We start from the raw sequence: 20184 nt of genomic DNA, 5'->3' as shown, positions 1-20184 counted from the left end.
CGGATGGCACGGGCCCGGGCGGCCGGACCGGCCGGTCAGGTGCGGCTGTTGGTGGCGCGGGTGCGCCGGGAGACGGAGTCCAGGACCACGGCGGCGAGCAGGACGGCGCCGGTGATCATGTACTGGATGGCCTGGGCTGCGTGGACCATGTCGAGTCCGGTGGTGATGGACTGGATGACGAGGATGCCCAGCAGCGCCGACCAGGTCTTGCCGCGTCCGCCGAAGAGGCTGGTGCCGCCGATGACGGCGGCGGCGATCGCGCTCATCAGGACGTTGCCGCCGCCGAGCTGCTTGTCGGCGGAGCCCTGCTGGGAGGCGATGAACAGGCCGCCGAGGCCGGCGAGGGTGGCGGAGGTCATGTAGACGGAGATGCGCACCCAGGCGACGTTGATGCCCGCGCGGCGGGCGGCCTCGACGCCGCCGCCGACCGCGAAGACCTGGCGGCCGTAGGCGGTGCGGCGCAGCACGAAGTCGGTGGCGAGGACGACGCCGAGCAGGACGACGAGGGGCAGGGGCAGGCCGCGGTCCTGGTTGAGGGCGTAGGCCAGGGGCAGGGCGAGGACGGCGAGGGCGCCGGTGCGCAGGGCGATGTCGGTGGTGGGGCGGGCGGTGAGGCCGAGCGCCCGGCGGCGCTGGGCGGTGCGCAGTTGGGTGGCGAGGTAGAGGGCGGGGGCGAGGACGGCCAGGGCCCAGGCGTAGACGATGTCGCCGTCGCCGAGGAAGTGGGTGTCGAGGGTGGCGATGAGGCCGTCGTGGCGGTTGTTGACGGTGCCGAGGTCGCCGAGGACGTAGTCCTGCAGGCCGCTCCAGGCGAGCATGCCGGCGAGGGTGACGACGAAGGCGGGGACGCCGATGCGGGCGAAGAAGAAGCCGTGCAGGGCGCCGATGGCACAGGCGGTGGCGAGGGCGATGAGGACGGCTTGCCATTCGTCGAGGCCTTCGCGCACGGCGAGGACGGAGGCGATGGCGGCGCAGACGCCGGCGACGGAGCCCAGGGAGAGGTCGATCTCGCCGAGGAGGAGGACGAAGACGACGCCGACGGCGATGAGGCCGGGTCCGGCGATGTACTTGGTGATGTTGGTGAGGTTGTCGGCCTGGAGGAAGTGGCCGGTGGCGGACTGGAAGATGACGGCGATGAGGATGAGGCCGAGGACGACCGGGGTGGAGCCGAGTTCGCCGCTGGTGAGCCGGCGGCGGGCCTCGTCGAGGTAGCCGTTGAGGCCGGTGGAGCGCACCAGCAGGCGCGGGTCGGCGGCGGGGGTCTGGGCGGCCGGGGTGTCGGCGCCGGTGTCGGTGGGGGTGCTCATGCGGCGTCCTCCTGCGAGGCTCGGCGGGCCTGGCGGCGGGTGACCGCGTTGTCGGTGGCGCCGGTGATGGCGGAGACGATCTGTTCCTGGGTGGTGTCGGCGACGGTGAAGACGCCGTTGTTGCGGCCCAGGCGCAGGACGGCGACGGTGTCGGCGACCGCGCGCACGTCGGCCATGTTGTGGCTGATGAGGATGACGCCCAGGCCGCGTTCGCGCAGGCGCTCGACGAGGTCGAGGACCTGGGCGGTCTGTTCGACGCCGAGGGCGGCGGTGGGTTCGTCGAGGATGACGACGGCGGGCTCGCCGACCAGGGCGCGGGCGATGGCGACGACCTGGCGCTGGCCGCCGGAGAGGGCGGCGACGGGGATGCGCACGTCGGGGATGCGGATGGACAGGGTGTCCAGGAGCTCGCGGGCCTGCTGTTCCATGGCGACCTCGTCGAGGAGGCCGTTTCGGCGCTTCTCGCGGCCGAGGAAGAGGTTGGCGACGACATCGAGGTTGTCGCACAGGGCGAGGTCCTGGTAGACGGTGGCGATGCCGAGGGCCTGGGCGTCCTGGGGGCGGGTCAGGCGTACCGCCTCGCTGCGCCAGGTGATGGTGCCCTCGTCGACGGGGTGGACCCCGGCGATGGTCTTGACGAGGGTGGACTTGCCGGCGCCGTTGTCGCCGACGAGGGCGAGGACCTCGCCGGCGTGGACGTCGAGGTCGACGTCGGTGAGGGCCTGGACGGCGCCGAAGCGCTTGGAGACCGCGCGCAGTTGGAGGACGGGTGCGCCTGTCACGTGAACCTTCTCGTGTGGTGGGGTGCTTGAGGCGGGACGCAGGCCGGAGGGCCTGGTGCGGGCGCTGCTACTGGAGGCCGGCGGCGGCGCAGGCGGCGGCGTAGTCGGCGGTGCAGATGTCGGCGACCTTGTAGAGGCCGTCGGCGACGACGGTGTCCTTGATGTTGGCCTTGGTGACGACCTTGGCGTCCAGGAGCTTGGCGGGGATGGCCTTGTCCGTGGCGCTGTCGACGCTGGCGGTGGCGAGGGACTTGACGTCCTTGCCCTTGAGGAGGTCGACGGCCAGTTCGGCGGCGGAGTCGGCGAGGGGGCGGTAGGCCTTGTAGATGGTGTAGGCCTGGTCGCCGGTGACGATGCGCTGGATGGCGTCGAGGCCGGCGTCCTGGCCGCCGACGGGGACCTTGATGCCGGAGCTCTGGAGCTGGGTGATGATCGCGCCGGCCATGCCGTCGTTGGCGGAGTAGACGGCCTGGAAGCCGGTCTTGCCGAGCTGGGTGACGGCGGCGCCGATCTTCTGGGAGGCGACGGTGGGCTTCCACTCACCGGACTGCTCGTAGACGACCTTCTTGACCTTGCCGTCGAGGACCTTGTGGGCGCCGGCCTTGAACTGGGCGGCGTTGGGGTCGGCCTCGTCGCCGTTGATCATGACGATGTTCGCGTCGGAGGACTGCGAGCCGATCGCGTCGAGCAGGGCCTGGCCCTGGAGTTCGCCGACCTTCTCGTTGTCGAAGGAGACGTAGGCGGCGACCGGGCCGGTGGCCAGGCGGTCGTAGGCGACGACCTTGACGCCCTTGGCGGCGGCCTCCTGCACCCAGCCCTGGGTGGACTTGGCGTCGTAGGCGTCCAGGACGATCACCTTCACGCCCTGGGCTATCAGGGTGTCGAACTGCTGCTTCTGCTTGGCGGCGCTGCCTTCGGCGTTGTTGTAGAGCACCTTGCAGTCCGCGCACAGGGACTTGACCTTGGCCTCGATGAAGGGGCGGTCGAAGGACTCGTAGCGCGTGGAGGAGGCGTTCTCGGGCAGCAGCAGGCCGATGGAGGTGCTGTCACCGGAGGCGGCGGAGTCCTTCTTGTCGCCGCCGGCCTTGCCGCACGCGGCCATGGACAGGGCCATCGCGACAGCGGTGGTGGCGATGAGGGCGCGACGCGTCATTGCGTTCATGGGTGGGGTGCCTCTCGTGGACGTCGCCGCGGCGCAGCGGCGGAGTGGGGGGAGTTAAACCTGCCCACGCGTATGGCGTCAATAAGTAAATCCAGGCTCCCCGGAATCGGCCATCATTCGTTATCTTCGTGAACGCTTGCCCGGGATCGAAACCTGGAGGATTCTCCAAGGGCCAGGTCAGGGCGGCGGGCGCGGCGGCGGGGGTCCGGACCTGATCCATCTGACGAAGTGTCAGGTCACGGTCAGGTCGTTCCTGGTCAGGGGCGGGGTGCCGGCCGTAAACGCGCAAGGGGATGCCCGCTGTCCCCCCGTGACAGCGGGCATCCCTGCTTCTTGACGTGGCGTCAGGGGCGGTCGAGGGTGATCGAGTTGATCGGTCCCAGGTCGTACCAGACGCCGTTCTGGGCGGCGATGTCGTAGACGCAGTCGGCGCCGCCCGCGCCGCGGCACAGGTGGGCGTGGGCGCCGCCGGTCTGGTTGTTGAGCACCCAGTGGTTGCCGTACTGGCCGCTGAGGTTGTGGGCGCCGTAGCTCCAGAACACGTCGCTGGGGGCGGAGGCGGGGTTCTGGTTCTGCGGGTAGATGCAGACGGCGCCGGACGGGCAGCCGGCCCAGGAGCCGTCGGCGGCGCCGGCGCTGCCGGCGGTCAGGGTGGTCAGGGCGGCGGTCGTCAGGGCGAGTGCGGCGGCGGCGTAGGTGATCCTGCGCATCAGATGGTTCTCCCTTGCTGGTGTGCGCTGGTCTGGCCAGTGCCGTCAGCGTAGGAAGGAGGCGGCGGCGGCGGTCCCTGACAGGTGACAGGGTCCGCCCCGCCACGCGGGCGCCCGGCGCCCGGAGTCCGGGGTCCGGGGTCCGGGGTCCGGGGGCCGGGGGCCGGGGGCCGACGGCTGGAGCTCGACGGCTAGAGCTTGGCGGCGGAGAAGGTGTCGCACTGGGTCATGTCACCGCTGCGGTAGCCGGTGGTGAACCAGGTCTTGCGCTGGTCGGAGGAGCCGTGGGTCCAGCTCTCCGGGTTGACCTTGCCGGTGGCCTGCTTCTGGATGCGGTCGTCGCCGACGGCCGCGGCCGCGTCCAGGCCCTGGGCGATGTCCTGGTCGGTGATCGAGGTGATCAGCGGGCGGCCGGTGGAGGGCTGCTTGGTGGTGGTCGCGTAGTGCGCCCACACCCCGGCGTAGCAGTCGGCCTGGAGCTCCAGGCGCACCGAGGCGCTGGTGGCGCCCTGGCGGTCGCCGCCGACCTTCTGCATGGCGCCGGTGAGGGTCTGGATGTGGTGGCCGTACTCGTGGGCGACGACGTAGGACTCGGCGAAGGGGCCGCCCTTGGCGCCGAAGCGGCTGGACAGCTCGTCGAAGAAGCCGAGGTCGAAGTAGGCCTTCTGGTCGCCGGGGCAGTAGAACGGGCCGACCGCGGAGGTCGCGGGGCCGCAGGCGGTGCTGACGCGGCCGGTGAACAGCACCGTCTCGGCGCTCTTGTAGGGGGTGCCGCGCCGGGGCAGCTCGGTGCGCCAGAAGTCCTGGAGGCTGTTGGTGACGGCGACGATGCGGCAGTCCTGGCGCTTGTTGGCGTCGGCGCCGGTCCTGCAGGCCTGCTGCACCTCGCCGGCGGTGCGGGTGCCGGTGGAGGACGTGGAGCCGCCGCCCGAGGACAGGCCCAGCAGCTTGGGGTCCACGCCCAGCAGGACGGCGAACAGCACGGCGACCAGGCCCACCGCCCCGCCGCCGATGGCGACCTTCCCACCGGGGATGCCGCGCCGGTCGTCGACCTGTGAGGTGTCGAGATCGCCCTGGTCGTCGAACTGCATGCCTGTGCCCGCTTCTGTCTCGTCGTCGTACGCGTGTGCCCGCCTGCGCGGCGGGCCGCACCAGCCTACGGGGGCGGGCGGCCGCGGCCCGCCCCCGAGCCGGACTCACGCGCGGGCGGCGAGCCCGGCGCCGCCCACCACGCGCAGCAGCTCCAGGCGCCCGGCGCTGTCACTGCCCGGCGCGGCGCTGTGCACCACCAGCACCTGGTCCGTTCCCCCGGCGACCAGCACCTCGCACTCCAGCTCCAGGCGCCCCACCTGCGGGTGCAGCACCGTCTTGCGGCTGCTGCGCCGCACGGCGACCTCGTGGCGTTCCCAGTAGAAGGCGAACTCCGCTCCGGTGGCGTGGAGTTGTGCGAGCAGTTCGGCCACGCGCGGATCGCCCGGGCGGGCGGCGTGGGCGGCGCGCAGGTGGGCGACGTGGCCGCGGGCGAGGTCCTCGTGCTCCTCGGGCGCGAACAGCGCGCGCGTGGCGGGTTCGGCGAACCAGCGCAGCACGATGTTGCGCCGCCCGGGCGGGTGCGCGGCGACGTCGCCCAGGAGGGCGGCGGCCATCGCGTTCTGGACGAGGACGTCGCCGAGGTCGGACAGCACCTGGGCGGGGGTGTCGTGGAGACGGTCGAGGATGAGCAGCAGGCCGGGGCGCACGTGGGTGAGCGGGCTGTGGCGGCGCGGCGGTTCGTGGCCGGAGAGGTGGAAGAGGTGGTCGTGCTCGTCCTCGCTCAGGCGCAGGGCGCGGGCGAGGGCGGCCAGGAGCTGGGGCGAGGGCTGGGGGCCGCGGGCCTGTTCGAGGCGGGCGTAGTAGTCGACGGACAGGCCGGCGAGGTGGGCGACCTCCTCGCGGCGTAGTCCGGGGGTGCGGCGGCGGGCGGTGGGGGCCAGGCCGCAGTCGGCGGGGGTGAGGCGGGCGCGGGAGCGGGTGAGGAAGTCGGCGAGGGCCGGTCGGTCGATCATGCGGTCAAGGATGACCCGGCGCGGCGAGGTGGCCAACTGTTGTCGATTTCATCAGCGTTCCTCTGTGGTTCGGGCGTTTCGTCCGGTCGTCGGTGATGGGCGGTACGGTCGCCTGGTGGTCGCGGCGCAGGCGTACCGCTTCGCGCTCGACCCGACACGGCGTCAGGTCGTTGCACTGCTGCGGCATGCCGGGGCGTGGTCGAAGACCTCGACGTCGCCGGGGTGGCCACGAAGCGTCAACCCTGCACTGGCCCTCCAAGCCGGATCGGACAGGGACCTTTGCCCGGCAATGGGCGAATCCCTGAGGATCACTGCTCTCTCAAGGAGCGGCGCATCCAGGGATCGGCGGTCCGTGGTTGGAGAGGTCTCTGCCGCGCCGGGGCGCGAGCGGGCACGGTTTCTTCCGTCAGCGGTGAACGGCTGTGAACGGAGAAGGCTGTGACGAGGATCTTGGTGACGGGTGCGACGGGCAAGGTCGGGCGGCGGCTGGTGCCGCGGCTGGTGCGGTGGGCCGGCGCCGGGCGGGTACGGGTGCTGGTGCGCGATCCTGCCCGGGCGGGCGACCTGGCCGCCCTGGGGGTCGACGTGGTCAGCGGGGACCTGCGCGAGGCGGGCGACCGGGCGCGGGCCCTGGACGGCGCGTCGGTGGTGGTGAACGTGGCGGCGGCCTTCCGCGGGGTGCCCGAGGAGGAGGTGTGGGCGGTCAACCGGGACGCGGCCGTGGCGCTGGGGCGCGAGGCCGCGGCGGCCGGGGTGCGGCGGTTCGTCCAGGCGAGCACGACGCTGGTGTACGGGCGGGGGCTGGGGCGTCCGGCCGTGGAGGAGGACCGGCTCGCCCCCGACCCGGCGTGGGGGGTGTACCCGGTGTCCAAGGCCGGGGCGGAGGCGGGGCTGCGGGAGCTGGGCGGGCGGCTGGCGCTGGTGGTGGCGCGCCTGGCGTTCGTCTACGGGGAGGGCGATCCGCACCTGGCGGACTCCCTGCACTGGGCCGGCTCCTGGCCCGCGCACCAGCGGCTGGCGACGGTGCACCACGCGGACGTGTCGCAGGCGCTGTGGCGGGCGGCGGTGACCCCGGGGATCGCCGGGCGCACCTACAACGTGTGCGACGACGCGCCGCTGACGGCCTGGGACCTGCACGTCCTGAACGGGGCCGTGCACCCGGGCGCCGGCGCGGGCGCGCAGCCGGCGGAGTTCGACCCGTGGGAGGGGATCGGCTCGACGGCGGCGGCGCGCCGGGACCTGGGGTGGCGTCCGCAGTACCCGTCGGCGTGGGCCGCGCTGGAGGCGGGGGCGCTGTAGCGGGGCGGTGCAGCGGGAGCCCCCGGGGCCGCCCCTGCCGGGTGGCAGGGGCGGCCGGGTGGCTCACGCCGTGGGCACCGGTGCGGGTGCGGGGGCGTAGCCGGCCGGGCGGGTGGTGAAGGTGCCGCGGCCCTGGGTGCGCGAGCGCAGGCGGCTCGCGTAGCCGAAGAGTTCGGCCAGCGGCACCACGGCCGTCACCTGGGCGCTGGTCCGGGTGGTGTCGGTGGCCTGGACCTGCCCGCGGCGGGCGGCGAGGTCGCCGAGGACGGTGCCCAGCGCGTCCTCGGGCACGCTGACCGTCACCTGGGCGACGGGCTCCAGGAGGTGCAGGCGCCCGGCGCGCAGGGCCTCGCGCACACCGTTGCGGGCGGCGGTGCGGAAGGCGAGCTCGGAGGAGTCCTTGGGGTGGGTGGCGCCGTCGGTGAGGGTGACGCGCACGCCGGTGACGGGGTGGCCGCCGAGCGGGCCCTCGGCGAGGGCGTCGCGGCAGCCGGCCTCGACGGCCTGCACGTACTCGCGCGGGACCCGTCCGCCGGTGACGGTGGACGTGAACACGAACTCCTCCTCACTCGTGTCCTCCAGGGGCTGGACGTCGAGCACCAGGTGCGCGAACTGGCCGGCGCCGCCGTCCTGTTTGACGTGCCGGTGGACGAAGCCGCTCACCCCGGCGGCCAGGCGTTCGCGGTGGGCCACGCGCGGGCGGCCCACCACGGTGTCGATGCCGTGCTCGCGGCGGATCTTCTCCGCCGCGACCTCCAGGTGCAGTTCCCCCAGCCCGGCCAGCGTGCGCTGTCCGGTCTCGGGGTCGGTGCGCACCCGCAGCGACGGGTCCTCCTCGGCGAGGCGGGCCAGCGCGGTGGCGAGCCTGTCGGTGTCGGCGGCGCGGCGGGCCTCGACGGCGACGGTGACGACGGGCTCGGCGCTGACCGGGGCCTCCAGCAGGATCGGGGCGCCGGGCGCGCACAGGGTGGCGCCGGCGCGGGCGGCCTTGGGGCCGATCACGGCGACGATGTCCCCGGCGAGCGCGCAGGCGGTCTCGGTGCGGCGGTCGGCCTGGACGCGCAGGATGCGCGCGACGCGTTCGGTGCGGCCGGTGGCGGTGTCCAGCACGAGGTCTCCCTTCTCCAGTCGGCCGGCGTAGACGCGCAGGTAGGTCAGGCGTCCGGTGGGGGCGGCGCTCACCTTGAACGCCAGGGCGGTGAACGGCTGCCCGGGGTCGGCGGCGCGTTCGAGGACGGTGTCGTCGCCGGGGCCGGCGGTGCCGCGCACGGCGGGCACGTCCAGCGGGGAGGGCAGGTAGGCGCAGACCGCGTCCAGGAGCGGTTCGATGCCGCGGTTGCGGTAGGCGGAGCCGCACAGCACCACCACCGCCTCGCCGGCGGCGGTCAGGTCGCGCAGGGCGGCCGTCAGGGTGGCGGCGCCGAGGGCGCCGTCGGTGCAGAACTCCTCCAGGGCGCCGGGGTGCAGGGCGGCCACCTCCTCCTCCAGGGCGCGCCGGCGCTCGGCGGCCTCGTCGGCGAGGTGCGCGGGCACCGGGCCCTCGCGCATCCCGTCCTCCTCGCTCCAGGTCAGGGCGCGCAGGCGGACCAGGTCGACGACGCCGGTGAACGCGTCCTCGGCGCCGACGGGCAGCTGCACGGCCAGCGGGTGCGGGTGCAGGCGCTCGCGGATGGAGGCGACGGCGGTGTCCAGGTCGGCGCCGGCGCGGTCCAGCTTGTTGACGAACGCGATCCTGGGCACGCGGTGGCGCTCGGCCTGGCGCCACACCGACTCGCTCTGCGGCTCGACGCCGGCCACCGCGTCGAACACCGCGACCGCGCCGTCCAGGACGCGCAGCGAGCGCTCGACCTCGTCGGCGAAGTCGACGTGACCGGGGGTGTCGATGAGGTTGATCCGGTGCCCGGCCCAGGCACAGCTGACGGCGGCGGCGAAGATGGTGATGCCGCGGTCGCGTTCCTGGGGGTCGAAGTCGGTGACGGTGGTGCCGTCGTGGACCTCGCCGCGCTTGTGGGTGGTGCCGGTGAGGTAGAGGACCCGCTCGGTGACGGTGGTCTTGCCGGCGTCGACGTGGGCGAGGATGCCGAGGTTGCGGACGGCGGCGATCGCGGTCGTGGCGGCGGCGGTGGTGACGGTGGTGGTGGTCTCGGTGCGCATGGCCCGGCCTTTCGGAGGTGATCCGCGGGTGGATGGGCGCGCGATTCGACGGGTGCTGACGTGGCGTCACATGCGATGGCGTGTACGGCTCTCGGCCGTTCTGGACGGCCTTGTTCAGGCGTTCGTCGCACTCGTCCCCCGGTGCCGGCCGCGCAGCGGGCACCGGAAGGACGGGGACACCAGGATCACCTCGTACCGGGACGCGGGAGAGGCGGCAGGAGCCGTGGAGGGGGTGGTGGTGCGCTGGGCGGTCATGGCCACTCCCCTCCCCTCACTGCTGGTCTCGGCGTCACGGGCGTGACTGCCCGGCGAGTCTAGGGAAGGCGGGCGGCGCGGCGCGACGGGATTTCCCGCGTCCCGGTGCGGGGGCCGGTTCTTGACCTCGTGCCAGGCGGTGGCCGTGAGAGCGAGGGTGCGGGAGGGGCCCTTGACGGGGGTGCCTGCGAGGGCGCCGGTGGCGGTGAGTTGGGTGGCGCCGGCGCGCCGGGCGATCCCGACGTCGCAGAGCTGGGCCCGTCCGCCGTCCAGCAGGACCAGGTCGGCGGGTTTGATGTCGCGGTGGGCGATGCCGTGCGTGTGGGCGGCGGCCCGGGCCTCCAGGACCTGGGCGGCGGGGTCGAGGGGCTGGTCCGGGGGCAGCGCGTCGGGGTGGCGCAGCGCCGGCGGCCCGGCCCGGTGCGGTTCCCGGGCCCCGTGCGTGCGTTCCCGGACGGCCGGTGGCGCGGGCGGCCGCCGGGACCGGCGCTCCCCCGGAGGGTTCCGCAAGGCCGCCCGGGGTGCCGACGGCAGGCGCTCTCCGCCCGGCGGCCGGGACCGGGGGGCCTGCCGCCGGGAGCGGCGGACGTCAGTCGAAGAGGCGGCGGTGGTGGGCCAGGGCGGCGGCCTCCGTGCGGGAGGTGACGGCGAGTTTGGCGAGGATGTTGGAGACGTGGACGCCGGCGGTCTTGGCGGAGATGAACAGGGCCTCGCCGATGGCGCGGTTGCTGTGGCCCTGGGCGACCAGGCGCAGCACGTCGGTCTCGCGCGGGGTCAGGCCCAGGCGCTGGGCGCCTTCGGGGGCGGTGGTGGTCAGGCGGTGGCGGGTGGCCAGGCGGGCGGCGTGGCGGGAGAGGGCGGGGGCGGGCAGGGCGGTGGCGAGGGCGTCGGCCTCGCGCAGGAACTCCTCGGCGGCGGTGCGCTCGCCGGTGGCCAGGGCGGCGTCGGCGGCGCGCAGCAGGGCTTCGGCGAGGGGGTGGGGGTGGGCGAGGGCGCGCCAGGCGGTGACGGCGGCGTGCTGGGCGGTGGCCTCGGTGCTCAGGCGGGCGCGGCAGGAGGCGCGGTGGGCCTGTTGGAGGGGGCCGGGGGCGGGCAGGCGCTCGACGAGGGCGGTGAGGGTGGTGGTGAGGTCGGCGGCCGCCGGGTCGGGGTGCAGGGCCTGGGCGGTGAGCAGGCCGGTGTGGGCCAGCGGCCAGGCGAGGGCGGGGTGGTCGGCCAGGTGCGGGTCCGCGAGGGCGGTGCGCAGCAGGTGGGCGGCGCGGGTGTGGTCGCCGGTGGCGAGGGCGGTGCGCAGTTGGAGGTCGTGCAGCGGGAGGAGGAATTCGCGGCCGGTGTAGTGGGGGGTCAGGAGGCGCTCGGCGTGGGCGGCGGCCTCGGTGGCGGTGGCGGTGTCGTCCGCGGTGAGGGCGAGGGTGCCCAGGCAGGTGAGCAGGACGGCCCGGTACAGGGGCGCGGGGTCGAGGGCGAGGGCGTCCTCGGCGGCGGTGCGGGCCTGGTCGTGGTGGCCGAGGTGGGTGAGGGCGTCGGCGAGGACGGCGGCCAGGACGGCGCCGCGGCTGCCGGCCAGTCCGGCCCGGTGGGCGGCGTCCAGGCCGTGGCGGGCGGCGGTGGCGGCGTCCTCGTAGCGGCCGTCGGCCTTGTGGGTGACGCAGGCGACGACGGCGACGAGGGCGGCGGTGTCGTCGTCGCCGGCTTCGGCGGCCAGGCGGGCGGCGGTGTCGCAGTGGGCGCGGGCCTGGCCGGGGTTTCCGGTGTGGGAGGCGTGGGCGGCGAGGGTGGCCAGGGCGAGGGCCTGGACGCCGGGGTCGCCGGCCCGGCGGGCGAGGCCGAGGGCGGTTTCGGCGTGGCCGAGGGCCTCGTGGTGGTGGGTCAGGACCCACAGGCGGCTGGCGAGGGTGGCGAGCAGGCGGGCGCGGACGGCGGAGGTGTCCGATGCGGTGGGGGTGTCGGGCAGGGTGCGGACGGCTTCGCGCAGGTCGTCCAGGCCCTCCTGGCCGGCGCGGTGCTTGAGCAGGCTGCGGGTCTCCAGCAGCAGGGCGCGGCGGGCGGCTGCGGCCGGGCCCGTGGGGGTGGCGTCGAGGGCGGTGGTGGCGTGGGCGATGCCGCGCAGGGCCTGGCCGGCGTCCAGGGCGGCGCGGGCGGCGGCGGCCGCCACGTCGGCGCGCTCGGGCGGGGCGGGGGCGTCGGTGCCTGGGGCGTCGGTGCCTGGGGCGTCGGTGCCTGGGGCGTCGGTGCCTGGGGCGTCGGTGCCTGGGGCGTCGGGGCGGCCGTCGGGGGGCCAGAGGTCCAGGACCCTTTCCAGCAGGGCGAGTTGCTCGGCGTAGGCGTGGGCGCGCCGGGCCCGGTCGGCGGCGCGGGCGGCGGCGGCCAGCGCGCGGGGGCGGTCGCCGGCGGCGTGCCAGTGGGCGGCCAGGGCCGCGTCGAGCCGGTCGGGCGCGGCGAGGGCGGGGTCGGCGGCCAGTGCGCGGGCGTAGGCGGCGTGCAGGCGGGCGCGTTCGCCGGGCAGCAGGTCCTCGTGGACGGCGGCGCGCAGCAGGGCGTGGCGGAAACGGTAGCCGTCGCCGTCGGGCTGCAGCAGGCGGCGTTCGACGGCCTGGCGCAGCCACTGGTCCAGGTCCGCGTGTTCGGGCAGGACGGCGGCGAGCAGGCGGTGGCCGACGGTGTCCTCGACGGCGCAGGCGGCCGAGGCGGCGCGCACCACCTGCCGTGCGGCGTCGGGCAGTTCGCGCAGGGCGGTGAGCAGCAGGTCGCGCAGGGGGACGGGGGTGGCGGGGCCGCCGGCCTCGGCGAGGGCCTCGACGAACAGGGGGTTGCCCTGGCTGCGGCGGTGGATCTCCTCGGCGCGGGCGGGGTCGAGTCCGTGGTCGGCCAGCCAGCGGGCGACGTCGGCGCGGCGCAGCGGGGCGGGGTCGACGCGGCGTACGGGGCCCAGGCGGGTGAGGGCGGTGAGCAGGGGGTGCAGGGGGTGGTCGTCGGGCAGGTCGGTGGAGCGGTGGGTGGCCAGGAGGAGGACGCCGGGGCGGGTGAGGGTGCGGGCGAGGTAGAGCAGGAGGTCGCGGCTGGAGGTGTCGGCCCAGTGGAGGTCCTCGACGACCAGGACGACGGGGTGGTGTGCGGCGGCGGCCTCGACGAGGGTGCGGACGGCGTCGAAGAGGCGGGAGCGTCCGTGGGGGTCGGGTGCGGGCGGTATTCGGGGTTCATCGAGGGCGTCCGGGTGGGGGGTGCCGTCGAGTTCGGGCAGCCAGGGGGCGAGGGCGCGGCGCCCGGCGGGGCCGAGGACCCCGGCCGTCCACGGGGTGTCGAACTCGCGCACCAGGGCGCGCAGCAGGGCGGCGAACGGGGCGTAGGGGAGGCTGTCGGCGCCCAGGGCCAGGCAGCCGCCGAGGTAGGCGCGGGTGTCGGTGTGCGCGGCGAGGTGGGTGGTGAACTCCTCGACGAGGCGGGTCTTGCCGATCCCGGCCTCCCCGCCGACGAGGACCGTCAGCGGGCCGGCGGCGGACGCGTGGGCGTGGGCGTCGGCGAGGGCGCGCAGCTCGGCGCTGCGGGCCAGCAGGGGCGCGGGGCGGGACGGCGTGATCACCGGCGGCATCCTACTCAGGGCCGCCCGGGGTGCGCCGAGGTGCTCGGGGCGGGTTGAGATCCTTGCCGACGCCCTGGTCGCGGGCCTGGTTGTGGGCCGTTCGGCAGGGTTCAGGGCGCCGGGGCAGCGGATCTGAAGAGGTGCCTAGGCAATCCGCCCCATGTGCGGGGCGGGTGTGCGGAGCGAGGCTCTTCCCAGCGGTGATCGACACCGCCGCGCACCACGCGGTGCGCCGACGAAGTCCGCTGATGAAAGGCCCCTTCCGTGCACGCCGTTCTTCCCGATCCGCGCCGCTGGCGCACGCTGCCGGTGATCCTGCTGGCGACCTTCATGGCCGCCTTCGACTACATGGTCGTCAACGTCGCCGCGCCCTCCCTGGCCCGCGACCTGGGGGCGGGCCCGGCCGCGCTCGAACTGGTCGTCGGCGGCTACGGGTTCACCTACGCTGCGGGCCTGGTCACCGGCGGCAAGCTGGGCGACCTGTTCGGCCACCGCCGTCTGTTCCTGCTCGGCATGGCGGGCTTCACCGCCGCGTCCCTGCTGTGCGGGCTGGCCGCCGGCGCCCCCGAGCTGATCGCCGCACGTCTCGCGCAGGGCCTGGCGGCGGCGGCGATGGCCCCGCAGGTCCTCGCCCTGATCGCGGCCGCCTTCCCGGCCGGGGAGCGCCCGCGCGCCCTCGCCTGGTTCGGGCTGACGATCAGTCTGGGCGGCATAGCCGGGCAGGTGCTGGGCGGAGCGCTGCTGCAGGCCGACGTGTTCGGCCTGGGCTGGCGGGTGATCTTCCTGGTCAACGGGCCGGTCGGCGTCGCTGCCCTCGCCGCGGGCGCCCGTCTGCTGCCCCGGCGCACCCCCGCCGCCCGCCCCGGCCTGGACCCGGTCGGCGCGCTCGCCCTGACCCTCGCCCTCGCGCTCGCCCTGGTGCCGCTGGTGGTCGGACGCGAGGAGGGCTGGCCGCTGTGGAGCGTGCTGTCGCTGGTGGCCGCCGTGCCCGCGCTGGCCGCGGCCCTGGCCTGGATGCGCCGCCTGGCCGCGCGCGGCGGCGAGCCGCTGCTCGACCTCGCCCTGTTCGCCTCCCGCCCGCTGCGCATCGGACTGCTCGTCAACGTCGCCGTCATGGCCTCCTTCGGCGGCCTGATGCTCACCACCACCCTGCTCCTGCAGGGCGGACTCGGCCTGGACGCCGCCCACGCCGGGCTGGTGTTCGTGCCGCTGGGCGCCGGCACCATGACCGCCGCCCTGCTCGGCCGGCACCTGGCCGCCCGCCTGGGCCCGCGCGCCCTGCTGGCCGGCAACGCCCTGGGCACCGCCGGCATCGCCCTGCTCGCCCTCGAACTGCACCTGGCCGGCGCCGCGGCCGGCGCCCCGCTGATCGCCGCGCCGCTGGCCCTGGTGGGCCTGGGCAGCGGGCTGACCATGCCCGCCCTGACCGGCACCGTGCTGGGCGGCGTGCGCCCCGAGCGGGCCGGCGCCGCCTCCGGGATCCTGACGACCACCCAGCAGTTCTCCACCGCCACCGGCGTGGCCGTCCTCGGCGCCGTCTTCTTCTCCGCCCTGGGCCACCACCCCACCCCGGCCGGCTACGCGGACGCCGCCGAACACGCCCTGTGGCTCGCCGCGCTGCTGTACGCGGCGGCGACCGCCCTGGTCACGCGGCTGCCCCGGCCCCAGGCACCCGCCGGCGCGCCCGTCTCCGCCGCGGCCCCGGCCGCCAAGACCCCCGTCTCCTCCTGACCCCCTTCTCCTCCCCCTTGTGCCCTCCCTCCCCTTTTTCCCTCCCTCCCTTTTTTGCCCTCCCCCTGAAGGACTGATCACGATGCGCGGCTTCATCACCGACCCCACCGCCCCGGCCGGCCTGCGCCTGGCCGACACCCTGCCCGAACCCGAGCCCGCCGACGGCGAGTTCCTCATGGCCGTCCACGCCTACGCCCTCAACCGCGACGAGCTCAACCTCATCCGCCGCCGCCCCGACGGCTGGCGCCCCGGCCAGGACGTCGCCGGCACCGTGCTGCGCGCCGCCGCCGACGGCACCGGCCCCGCCGCCGGCACCCGCGTGCTGGCGCGCCTCGACGAGCACGGCTGGGCCGAGCGCGCGGCCGCGCCCGTCCACAGCGCCGCCGCACTGGAGGACGCCGTCACCTTCACGCAGGCGGCGACCCTGCCCATCGCGGGCGTCACCGTGCTGCGCGCCCTGCGCCAGGGCGGCCCGCTCCTGGGCGCGAACGTCCTGGTCACGGGCGCCACCGGCGGCGTCGGCCAGTTCGCCGTCCAGCTCGCGGCGGCCGCCGGCGCCCGCGTCACCGCCCACGTCAGCCGGCCTGAACGGGCCGAGGCCGCCCGGGCCCTGGGCGCCCGCCACACCGTCACCGGCCTCGCGGACGCCGCCGCCCACGGCCCCTACCACCTGGTCCTGGACGGCGTCGGCGGCCCCGTCCTCACCGACGCCGTCCGCCTCCTCGCCCCCGGCGCCACCGCCGTCCTGTACGGCAACGTCGGCGGGCCCTCCCAGCTGTCCATCGGCGACTTCTACGCCCAGGGCTGGAACGCCCGCCTCGTCGGCCTGATCAGCGCCGACCCCACCGGTGCCGCCGGCGAGGCCGGGCCGGGCATGGCGGCCGACCTCGCCACCCTGGTGCGCCTGGTCGCCGACGGCCGGCTCACCCCCCACACCACCCTCACCGCCGACTGGACCCGCACCCCCGACGCCCTCACCGCCCTGGCCCGCCGCGACATCCGCGGCAAGGCCGTCCTGACCCTGCCCCCGGCCGGCACGGACCCCGCCCTCGACCGCCACCTGTGACCCACCCGGCAGCAGGGCCACCGCCCCCGCTCCCCCGCGCAGGCCCGGCCGGACCCCGGTCTGCCCGGCCCCCCGACTCCCGCACCGCGCAACCCGATCGCGCCCAGCCGCCCCTACCACCCGGCCGCGCCGGCCCCGTCGCCCGCCTCCCCCTGCCGCCCCGCTGCCCCTGCCGCCCCTGCCGCTGCCGCGCCGTGAAAACGGTCCGCACACAACGGGGGGCGGCTGCCGGAGCGGCTGCTGACCGCCTGGCAGCAGCACCTGGAGACGGGCCGCCCGGACGGCGGCCACTGACCCGCGCGGGCCGCACAATGTGACGCATGACCAGCACCCCGTCGCCGCAACCCCCGTCCGGCACCCCCTCCCCCGCGCCGCCCTTCTTCACCGAGAGCCCGGCGGCGCGGGCGGACCGGAGGCTGATCGAGCTGCTGCAGGAGCTGCGGGTGCTGCAGACCGGGGTGCAGATCGTGTTCGCGTTCCTGCTCGGGGTGGCCTTCACCCCGCGGTTCGCCGAGCTCAGCGACCTGCAGCAGGACGTGTACGTCACCACGCTGCTGCTGGCGGTGCTGGCCTCCGCGGTGTTCGCGACGCCGGTGGCACTGCACCGCGGGTTGTTCCGCCATCCGGGCAAGGCCCGGATCGTCAGGGTGTCGGTGCGCATCGCCCAGCTCGGCCTGGTGCTGCTGGCCTCGGCGCTGAGCGGCGCGGTGCTGCTGGTGCTGGACGTCATCCTCGGCACGCCGCTGGCGCTGGTGATCTCCGGGGTGGTGGCGCTGGTCTTCGCGGGCCTGTGGTTCGTCCTGCCGTGGGCGGTGCGGCGCCCGCTGGAACGGGAGGCCACGCCCACCGGAGCAACGGTGATCAAGCCGTGACCTGCACGAACTTCAGTTCGCCCGCGACCGGCCACTAGCGTTCGCCTGTGAACAGCAGTGACAGCAGCAACAGCAGTGACGACCGCGGCGGCGGGCTGCCCCGGGTCTGGCCGCGCAATCTGGCGTACGCGGCGGGCGCGGCAGCGGTCGCCTTCGCGGTGATGCGGGTCCTCCAGCCGGCCGGCGACGACGGCGCCCCGGCCGCGAAGCCCGCCCCGGCGCCCGCCGCCTCCACCCCCGCACCCTCCACCCCCGCACCCTCCGCCTCCGCTTCGGCCTCGCCGGGCGCACTGGCACCGATCGCGCTGGAGGACGCGTACCCGGCGGAGGTGAAGGCCGGCGGCATCGTCTACACCCGGGTCGGCTCGAAGACGCTGACCACGTGCACGAGCCCGGACTCGGTGGGACCGCGCCTGATCGCACTGGTGAAGCAGGGTCACGGCTGCCTGAACCACCAGATCGCCCTGTACAAGGACGAACGAAGCAACCAGTACAACCTGTCGGTGTTCACCTTCAGCGACCCCGCCGACACCGCCCACGTGCTCACCCGGCTGGCCGCGGACGTCACCGACTACCAGGTCGGCGCCCAGGCCCCACCCCCGGGCGCGGGCCTGCCCGTCCTGCCGGCCGACAGCGGGATGGTGCAGTCCTTCGCCGGCGCCGGCCGCGCGATGATCGTCGGCCTCGGCCAGTGGTCCGACGGCCACGCCACCGACTACCAGCGCCTGACCGACCGTCTGAGCCCGCTGCTCGACGCGGTCTCCAAGAAGGCCCTGGCCCACGAGACCGGCAAGCCCCCCGCCGGCGCGAGCTGACCCGAGGCCACCAGCGGACGCCCGGCACCACCCCGGCACCGCACGCACACGTCCACACACCCAGGCCCTGCCGTCCCCGTGACACCGGGAACGGCAGGGCCTCGACGTTCCTCGGACAGCACCCCCCTTGCGACCGGCGGAAGAAAAAGCGGAATTCCGGCACCCTCCCCCGAGACCGTGTCCACCGCCCGCCGGCGGCGGAACCGGCCGGTCGCCCTTCCCCGTCAATTGACTTCCCATCAGTCCGTCGCATGCGCTTCCCGGCCGAACGGGCGGCAGGGCGCGGCCCGCTCCGGGCGGCCGGTCAGCCCGTCCCGCCGCGCATCCACGGCCGCTCCCCCGGCGGCCCGCCCGACTGCGCCCGCCACGGCGGGACCCCGACGACCATTCCCGCGAATTGGAACGTCCCACACCTTCCATTTGACATCCCTTTACTATCGGCAGCTGACACCGGGTCGCTTGGCCGGGAAAGGGGGGACCATGATGTCTCGCATGCAAACCGTCCCGCCGATCGGCAGCGGCTCCACCCGGACGCGGAGCGGGTCCTCGGCACGCGGATCCGCGGCAGGCGTGGTGACGGACCGGCCCGGGCGGCGAGCTCACCACCGGCCCCCTCCCCGCACAACCGGCACACCCGGCACACCCGGCACCCCGCGCACCGGAATGTCCGGGAAAGGTGCCCTTGACCATCCTTCGTCCACGCTTCATCCGGGTGCGCAGGGAACGGACAGCACACGATGTGAACCACCCGGAGAACGGAGCGAAGAATTCCGGACGGTGGCGCGAACCGGCTCTTCAGGTTTCCGCAGCGGCCCCCCGGCGCCCCGGCGCGCGCCGGGCGGCAGGGCCCCGGCACCCCTCCCGGCCGGCGGGGAAGCCTGCACGATCATGCAGATCGCCGAGGATTTCCGGCCAAGATCCCCAAGGGCGCAGCCGTTTCTCCACGTCCTGTGATCTCCTGTTCTTTGGCTTTGCCTTACTCCTCCATAACCTTCGGCCAGGGTGTCCCGGGGGAACGGCGCGGGCCGTCCCGGGAGCTTTGTACCGCAACGTCCGCATGTGCTGCGGAGCCGTAGAAAAGGGGGGATGGGTGCAAGGGGCGAGGACTCCTGCACGGCAGGATGCCGACGCCCCGCCCGGCGCCGTCCGCGCCTTCGCCGCCGTCACGGCCTTCACAGCCAACGCTGCCACCACCATCACCACTGCCGCCGGCTGATCCCGGCCTTTCCCAGGGGGGGGAACGTTCCCATGTCCCACAGCAGTTCGTCCCGTTCGCGCCGCGCGGGCATACTCTCCGTCGCGGTCGCCGCGGCCGCCGGTGCGCTGAGCACCTTCGCCTCCGCCCCGGCCGGGGCCGTCGTCGGCGACGCGGCGGCGGACGGGGCGTACGCCTACACCGCGAAGCTGTCGATCGGGGACGGCCTGCGCGCCTGCACCGGCGCGCTGGTGGACCGCAACTGGGTGATCACGGCGGCCAGTTGCTTCTCCGACGACCCCGCGCAGCCGCAGGCGCTCACCGCCGGCGCGCCGAAGTGGAAGACCACCGCCGTCATCGGGCGCACCGACCTGGCCGGGACGGCCGGGCGGGAGGTGCAGGTGACGCAGCTGGTGCCGCGGGCCGACCGGGACCTGGTGCTGGCGCGGCTGAGCACGCCGGTGGACGGCATCGCGCCGCTGGCGGTGGCGGCGGGTGTCCCGGTGGCGGGCGAGAAGCTGCGGGTGGCGGGGTACGGGCGCACCAAGGACGAGTGGGTGCCGGGCAAGCTGCACTCGGGGGTGTTCGCCCTGGACGCCGTGCAGGCGACGACGCTCGCCACGACCGGTACGAACGGGGCGGCGGTGTGCAAGGGCGACACCGGTGCGCCCACGGTCCGTGAGACCAACGGCCGGGCCGAGCTGGTGGCGGTGGCGTCGCGTTCGTGGCAGGGCGGGTGCCTGGGGGTGGCCGAGACCAGGACCGGGGTGTCCTCCAGCCGCGTGGACGACGTGGCCGGGTGGGTCGACGGGGTCGTGCACAAGCGCGGCGTGCGCGGTGACACGGACGGTGACGGGCGTGCGGACGCGCTCATGGCGTACTACCACGCGGACGGGCGGATCGGCTTCTACACCGCGCCGGGCGACGCGAACGGGCTGCTGGGCGACTTCACGGCCGGGTACGTGGTGCCGGCCGAGGGCCGCTGGGACCGCGGCGCCATGAAGCTCGTCGCCGGGGACTTCAACGGCGACGGCCGCACCGACCTCGCCATGCTCTACCACCGCCCCGACGGCTCGATCGACTTCTACACCGCGCTGGCGGACACCGCCGGGCACGTCGGCGCGTTCACGTCCTCCCCCAAGTCGGTTCCGGCGAGCGGCAACTGGGACTGGAACGCGATCCAGCTGTTCGCGGGCGACACCAACGGCGAC

Annotated in this window: 15 protein-coding genes; 6 read left to right on the top strand and 9 right to left on the bottom strand. The window is 75.2% G+C overall.

From position 1 onward, the window contains the following. Positions 1–35 precede the first annotated feature (35 nt). From AB0C76_RS25830 to AB0C76_RS25805, 6 genes are all read right to left on the bottom strand, one after another. Positions 36–1307, bottom strand: a complete 1272-nt coding sequence (locus AB0C76_RS25830; protein WP_359969924.1) for a sugar ABC transporter permease — start codon at positions 1305–1307, stop codon at positions 36–38. Continuing rightward, complete coding sequence (locus AB0C76_RS25825) at positions 1304–2089, bottom strand: ATP-binding cassette domain-containing protein (protein WP_359969922.1); 786 nt, start codon at positions 2087–2089, stop codon at positions 1304–1306. Before AB0C76_RS25825 ends, AB0C76_RS25830 begins: the two co-directional genes overlap by 4 nt. A gap of 67 nt (positions 2090–2156) precedes the next feature. Continuing rightward, the gene (locus AB0C76_RS25820; protein ID WP_359969919.1) at positions 2157–3251 is read right to left on the bottom strand and encodes a substrate-binding domain-containing protein; all 1095 of its coding nucleotides are present in this window, start codon (positions 3249–3251) and stop codon (positions 2157–2159) included. Positions 3252–3595: 344 nt separating this feature from the next. Continuing rightward, on the bottom strand, positions 3596–3961 hold the full coding sequence (locus tag AB0C76_RS25815; protein ID WP_359969916.1) for a hypothetical protein: 366 nt from the start codon (positions 3959–3961) through the stop codon (positions 3596–3598). Between the two features lie 191 nt (positions 3962–4152). Then, positions 4153–5052 (bottom strand): neutral zinc metallopeptidase, encoded by a 900-nt coding sequence (locus tag AB0C76_RS25810; RefSeq protein WP_359969913.1) that lies wholly within the window; start codon positions 5050–5052, stop codon positions 4153–4155. Positions 5053–5157: 105 nt separating this feature from the next. Continuing rightward, positions 5158–6003, bottom strand: coding sequence for a helix-turn-helix transcriptional regulator (locus AB0C76_RS25805; RefSeq protein WP_359970128.1), 846 nt, complete (start codon positions 6001–6003; stop codon positions 5158–5160). A 441-nt stretch (positions 6004–6444) separates the two neighbouring features. Between AB0C76_RS25805 and AB0C76_RS25800 the strand changes: the two genes are divergently transcribed. Further along, positions 6445–7305: an NAD(P)-dependent oxidoreductase gene (locus AB0C76_RS25800; protein ID WP_359969910.1), complete on the top strand. Its 861-nt coding sequence runs from the start codon at positions 6445–6447 to the stop codon at positions 7303–7305. Positions 7306–7368: 63 nt separating this feature from the next. On the opposite strand, the gene fusA is transcribed toward AB0C76_RS25800, so the two are convergent. The 3 genes from fusA to AB0C76_RS25785 form a co-directional block, all read right to left on the bottom strand. Then, positions 7369–9459 carry an elongation factor G gene (fusA, locus tag AB0C76_RS25795; protein WP_359969907.1) on the bottom strand — a complete coding sequence of 697 codons (2091 nt, stop codon included), beginning with the start codon at positions 9457–9459 and terminating at the stop codon, positions 7369–7371. A gap of 114 nt (positions 9460–9573) precedes the next feature. Further along, complete coding sequence (locus AB0C76_RS25790; protein WP_359969904.1) at positions 9574–10224, bottom strand: hypothetical protein; 651 nt, start codon at positions 10222–10224, stop codon at positions 9574–9576. Between the two features lie 79 nt (positions 10225–10303). Further along, positions 10304–13294, bottom strand: coding sequence for an AAA family ATPase (locus AB0C76_RS25785; RefSeq protein ID WP_359969901.1), 2991 nt, complete (start codon positions 13292–13294; stop codon positions 10304–10306). A 264-nt stretch (positions 13295–13558) separates the two neighbouring features. Between AB0C76_RS25785 and AB0C76_RS25780 the strand changes: the two genes are divergently transcribed. The 5 genes from AB0C76_RS25780 to AB0C76_RS25760 form a co-directional block, all read left to right on the top strand. Continuing rightward, the gene (locus AB0C76_RS25780; RefSeq protein ID WP_359969898.1) at positions 13559–15025 is read left to right on the top strand and encodes an MFS transporter; all 1467 of its coding nucleotides are present in this window, start codon (positions 13559–13561) and stop codon (positions 15023–15025) included. 82 nt (positions 15026–15107) lie between these two features. Then, entirely contained in the window at positions 15108–16091 is a 984-nt protein-coding gene (locus tag AB0C76_RS25775; RefSeq protein ID WP_359969896.1) for a zinc-binding dehydrogenase, read from the top strand. Between the two features lie 320 nt (positions 16092–16411). After that, positions 16412–16963 carry a DUF6328 family protein gene (locus AB0C76_RS25770; RefSeq protein ID WP_359969894.1) on the top strand — a complete coding sequence of 184 codons (552 nt, stop codon included), beginning with the start codon at positions 16412–16414 and terminating at the stop codon, positions 16961–16963. Positions 16964–17010: 47 nt separating this feature from the next. Continuing rightward, the gene (locus tag AB0C76_RS25765; RefSeq protein WP_359969891.1) at positions 17011–17778 is read left to right on the top strand and encodes a hypothetical protein; all 768 of its coding nucleotides are present in this window, start codon (positions 17011–17013) and stop codon (positions 17776–17778) included. Positions 17779–19026: 1248 nt separating this feature from the next. Next, the coding region (locus tag AB0C76_RS25760) for a trypsin-like serine protease (RefSeq protein ID WP_359969888.1) at positions 19027–20184 on the top strand (1158 nt) is incomplete at its 3' end.

The organism is Kitasatospora sp. NPDC048722 (assembly GCF_040650235.1).
In the GTDB taxonomy this organism is placed as follows: Bacteria; Actinomycetota; Actinomycetes; order Streptomycetales; family Streptomycetaceae; genus Kitasatospora.
The sequence above is the reverse complement of the archived record's forward strand: the minus strand, read 5'-3'. Positions and strand labels throughout refer to the sequence as shown.

Excerpts from the sequence above, each read along its gene's own strand:
- AB0C76_RS25810 (WP_359969913.1), bottom strand. The coding sequence starts at position 5,052 with ATGCAGTTCGACGACCAGGGCGATCTCGACACCTCACAGGTCGACGAC.
- fusA (WP_359969907.1), bottom strand. The coding sequence starts at position 9,459 with ATGCGCACCGAGACCACCACCACCGTCACCACCGCCGCCGCCACGACC.
- AB0C76_RS25820 (WP_359969919.1), bottom strand. The coding sequence starts at position 3,251 with ATGAACGCAATGACGCGTCGCGCCCTCATCGCCACCACCGCTGTCGCG.
- AB0C76_RS25770 (WP_359969894.1), top strand. The coding sequence starts at position 16,412 with ATGACCAGCACCCCGTCGCCGCAACCCCCGTCCGGCACCCCCTCCCCC.
- AB0C76_RS25830 (WP_359969924.1), bottom strand. The coding sequence starts at position 1,307 with ATGAGCACCCCCACCGACACCGGCGCCGACACCCCGGCCGCCCAGACC.
- AB0C76_RS25815 (WP_359969916.1), bottom strand. The coding sequence starts at position 3,961 with ATGCGCAGGATCACCTACGCCGCCGCCGCACTCGCCCTGACGACCGCC.
- AB0C76_RS25775 (WP_359969896.1), top strand. The coding sequence starts at position 15,108 with ATGCGCGGCTTCATCACCGACCCCACCGCCCCGGCCGGCCTGCGCCTG.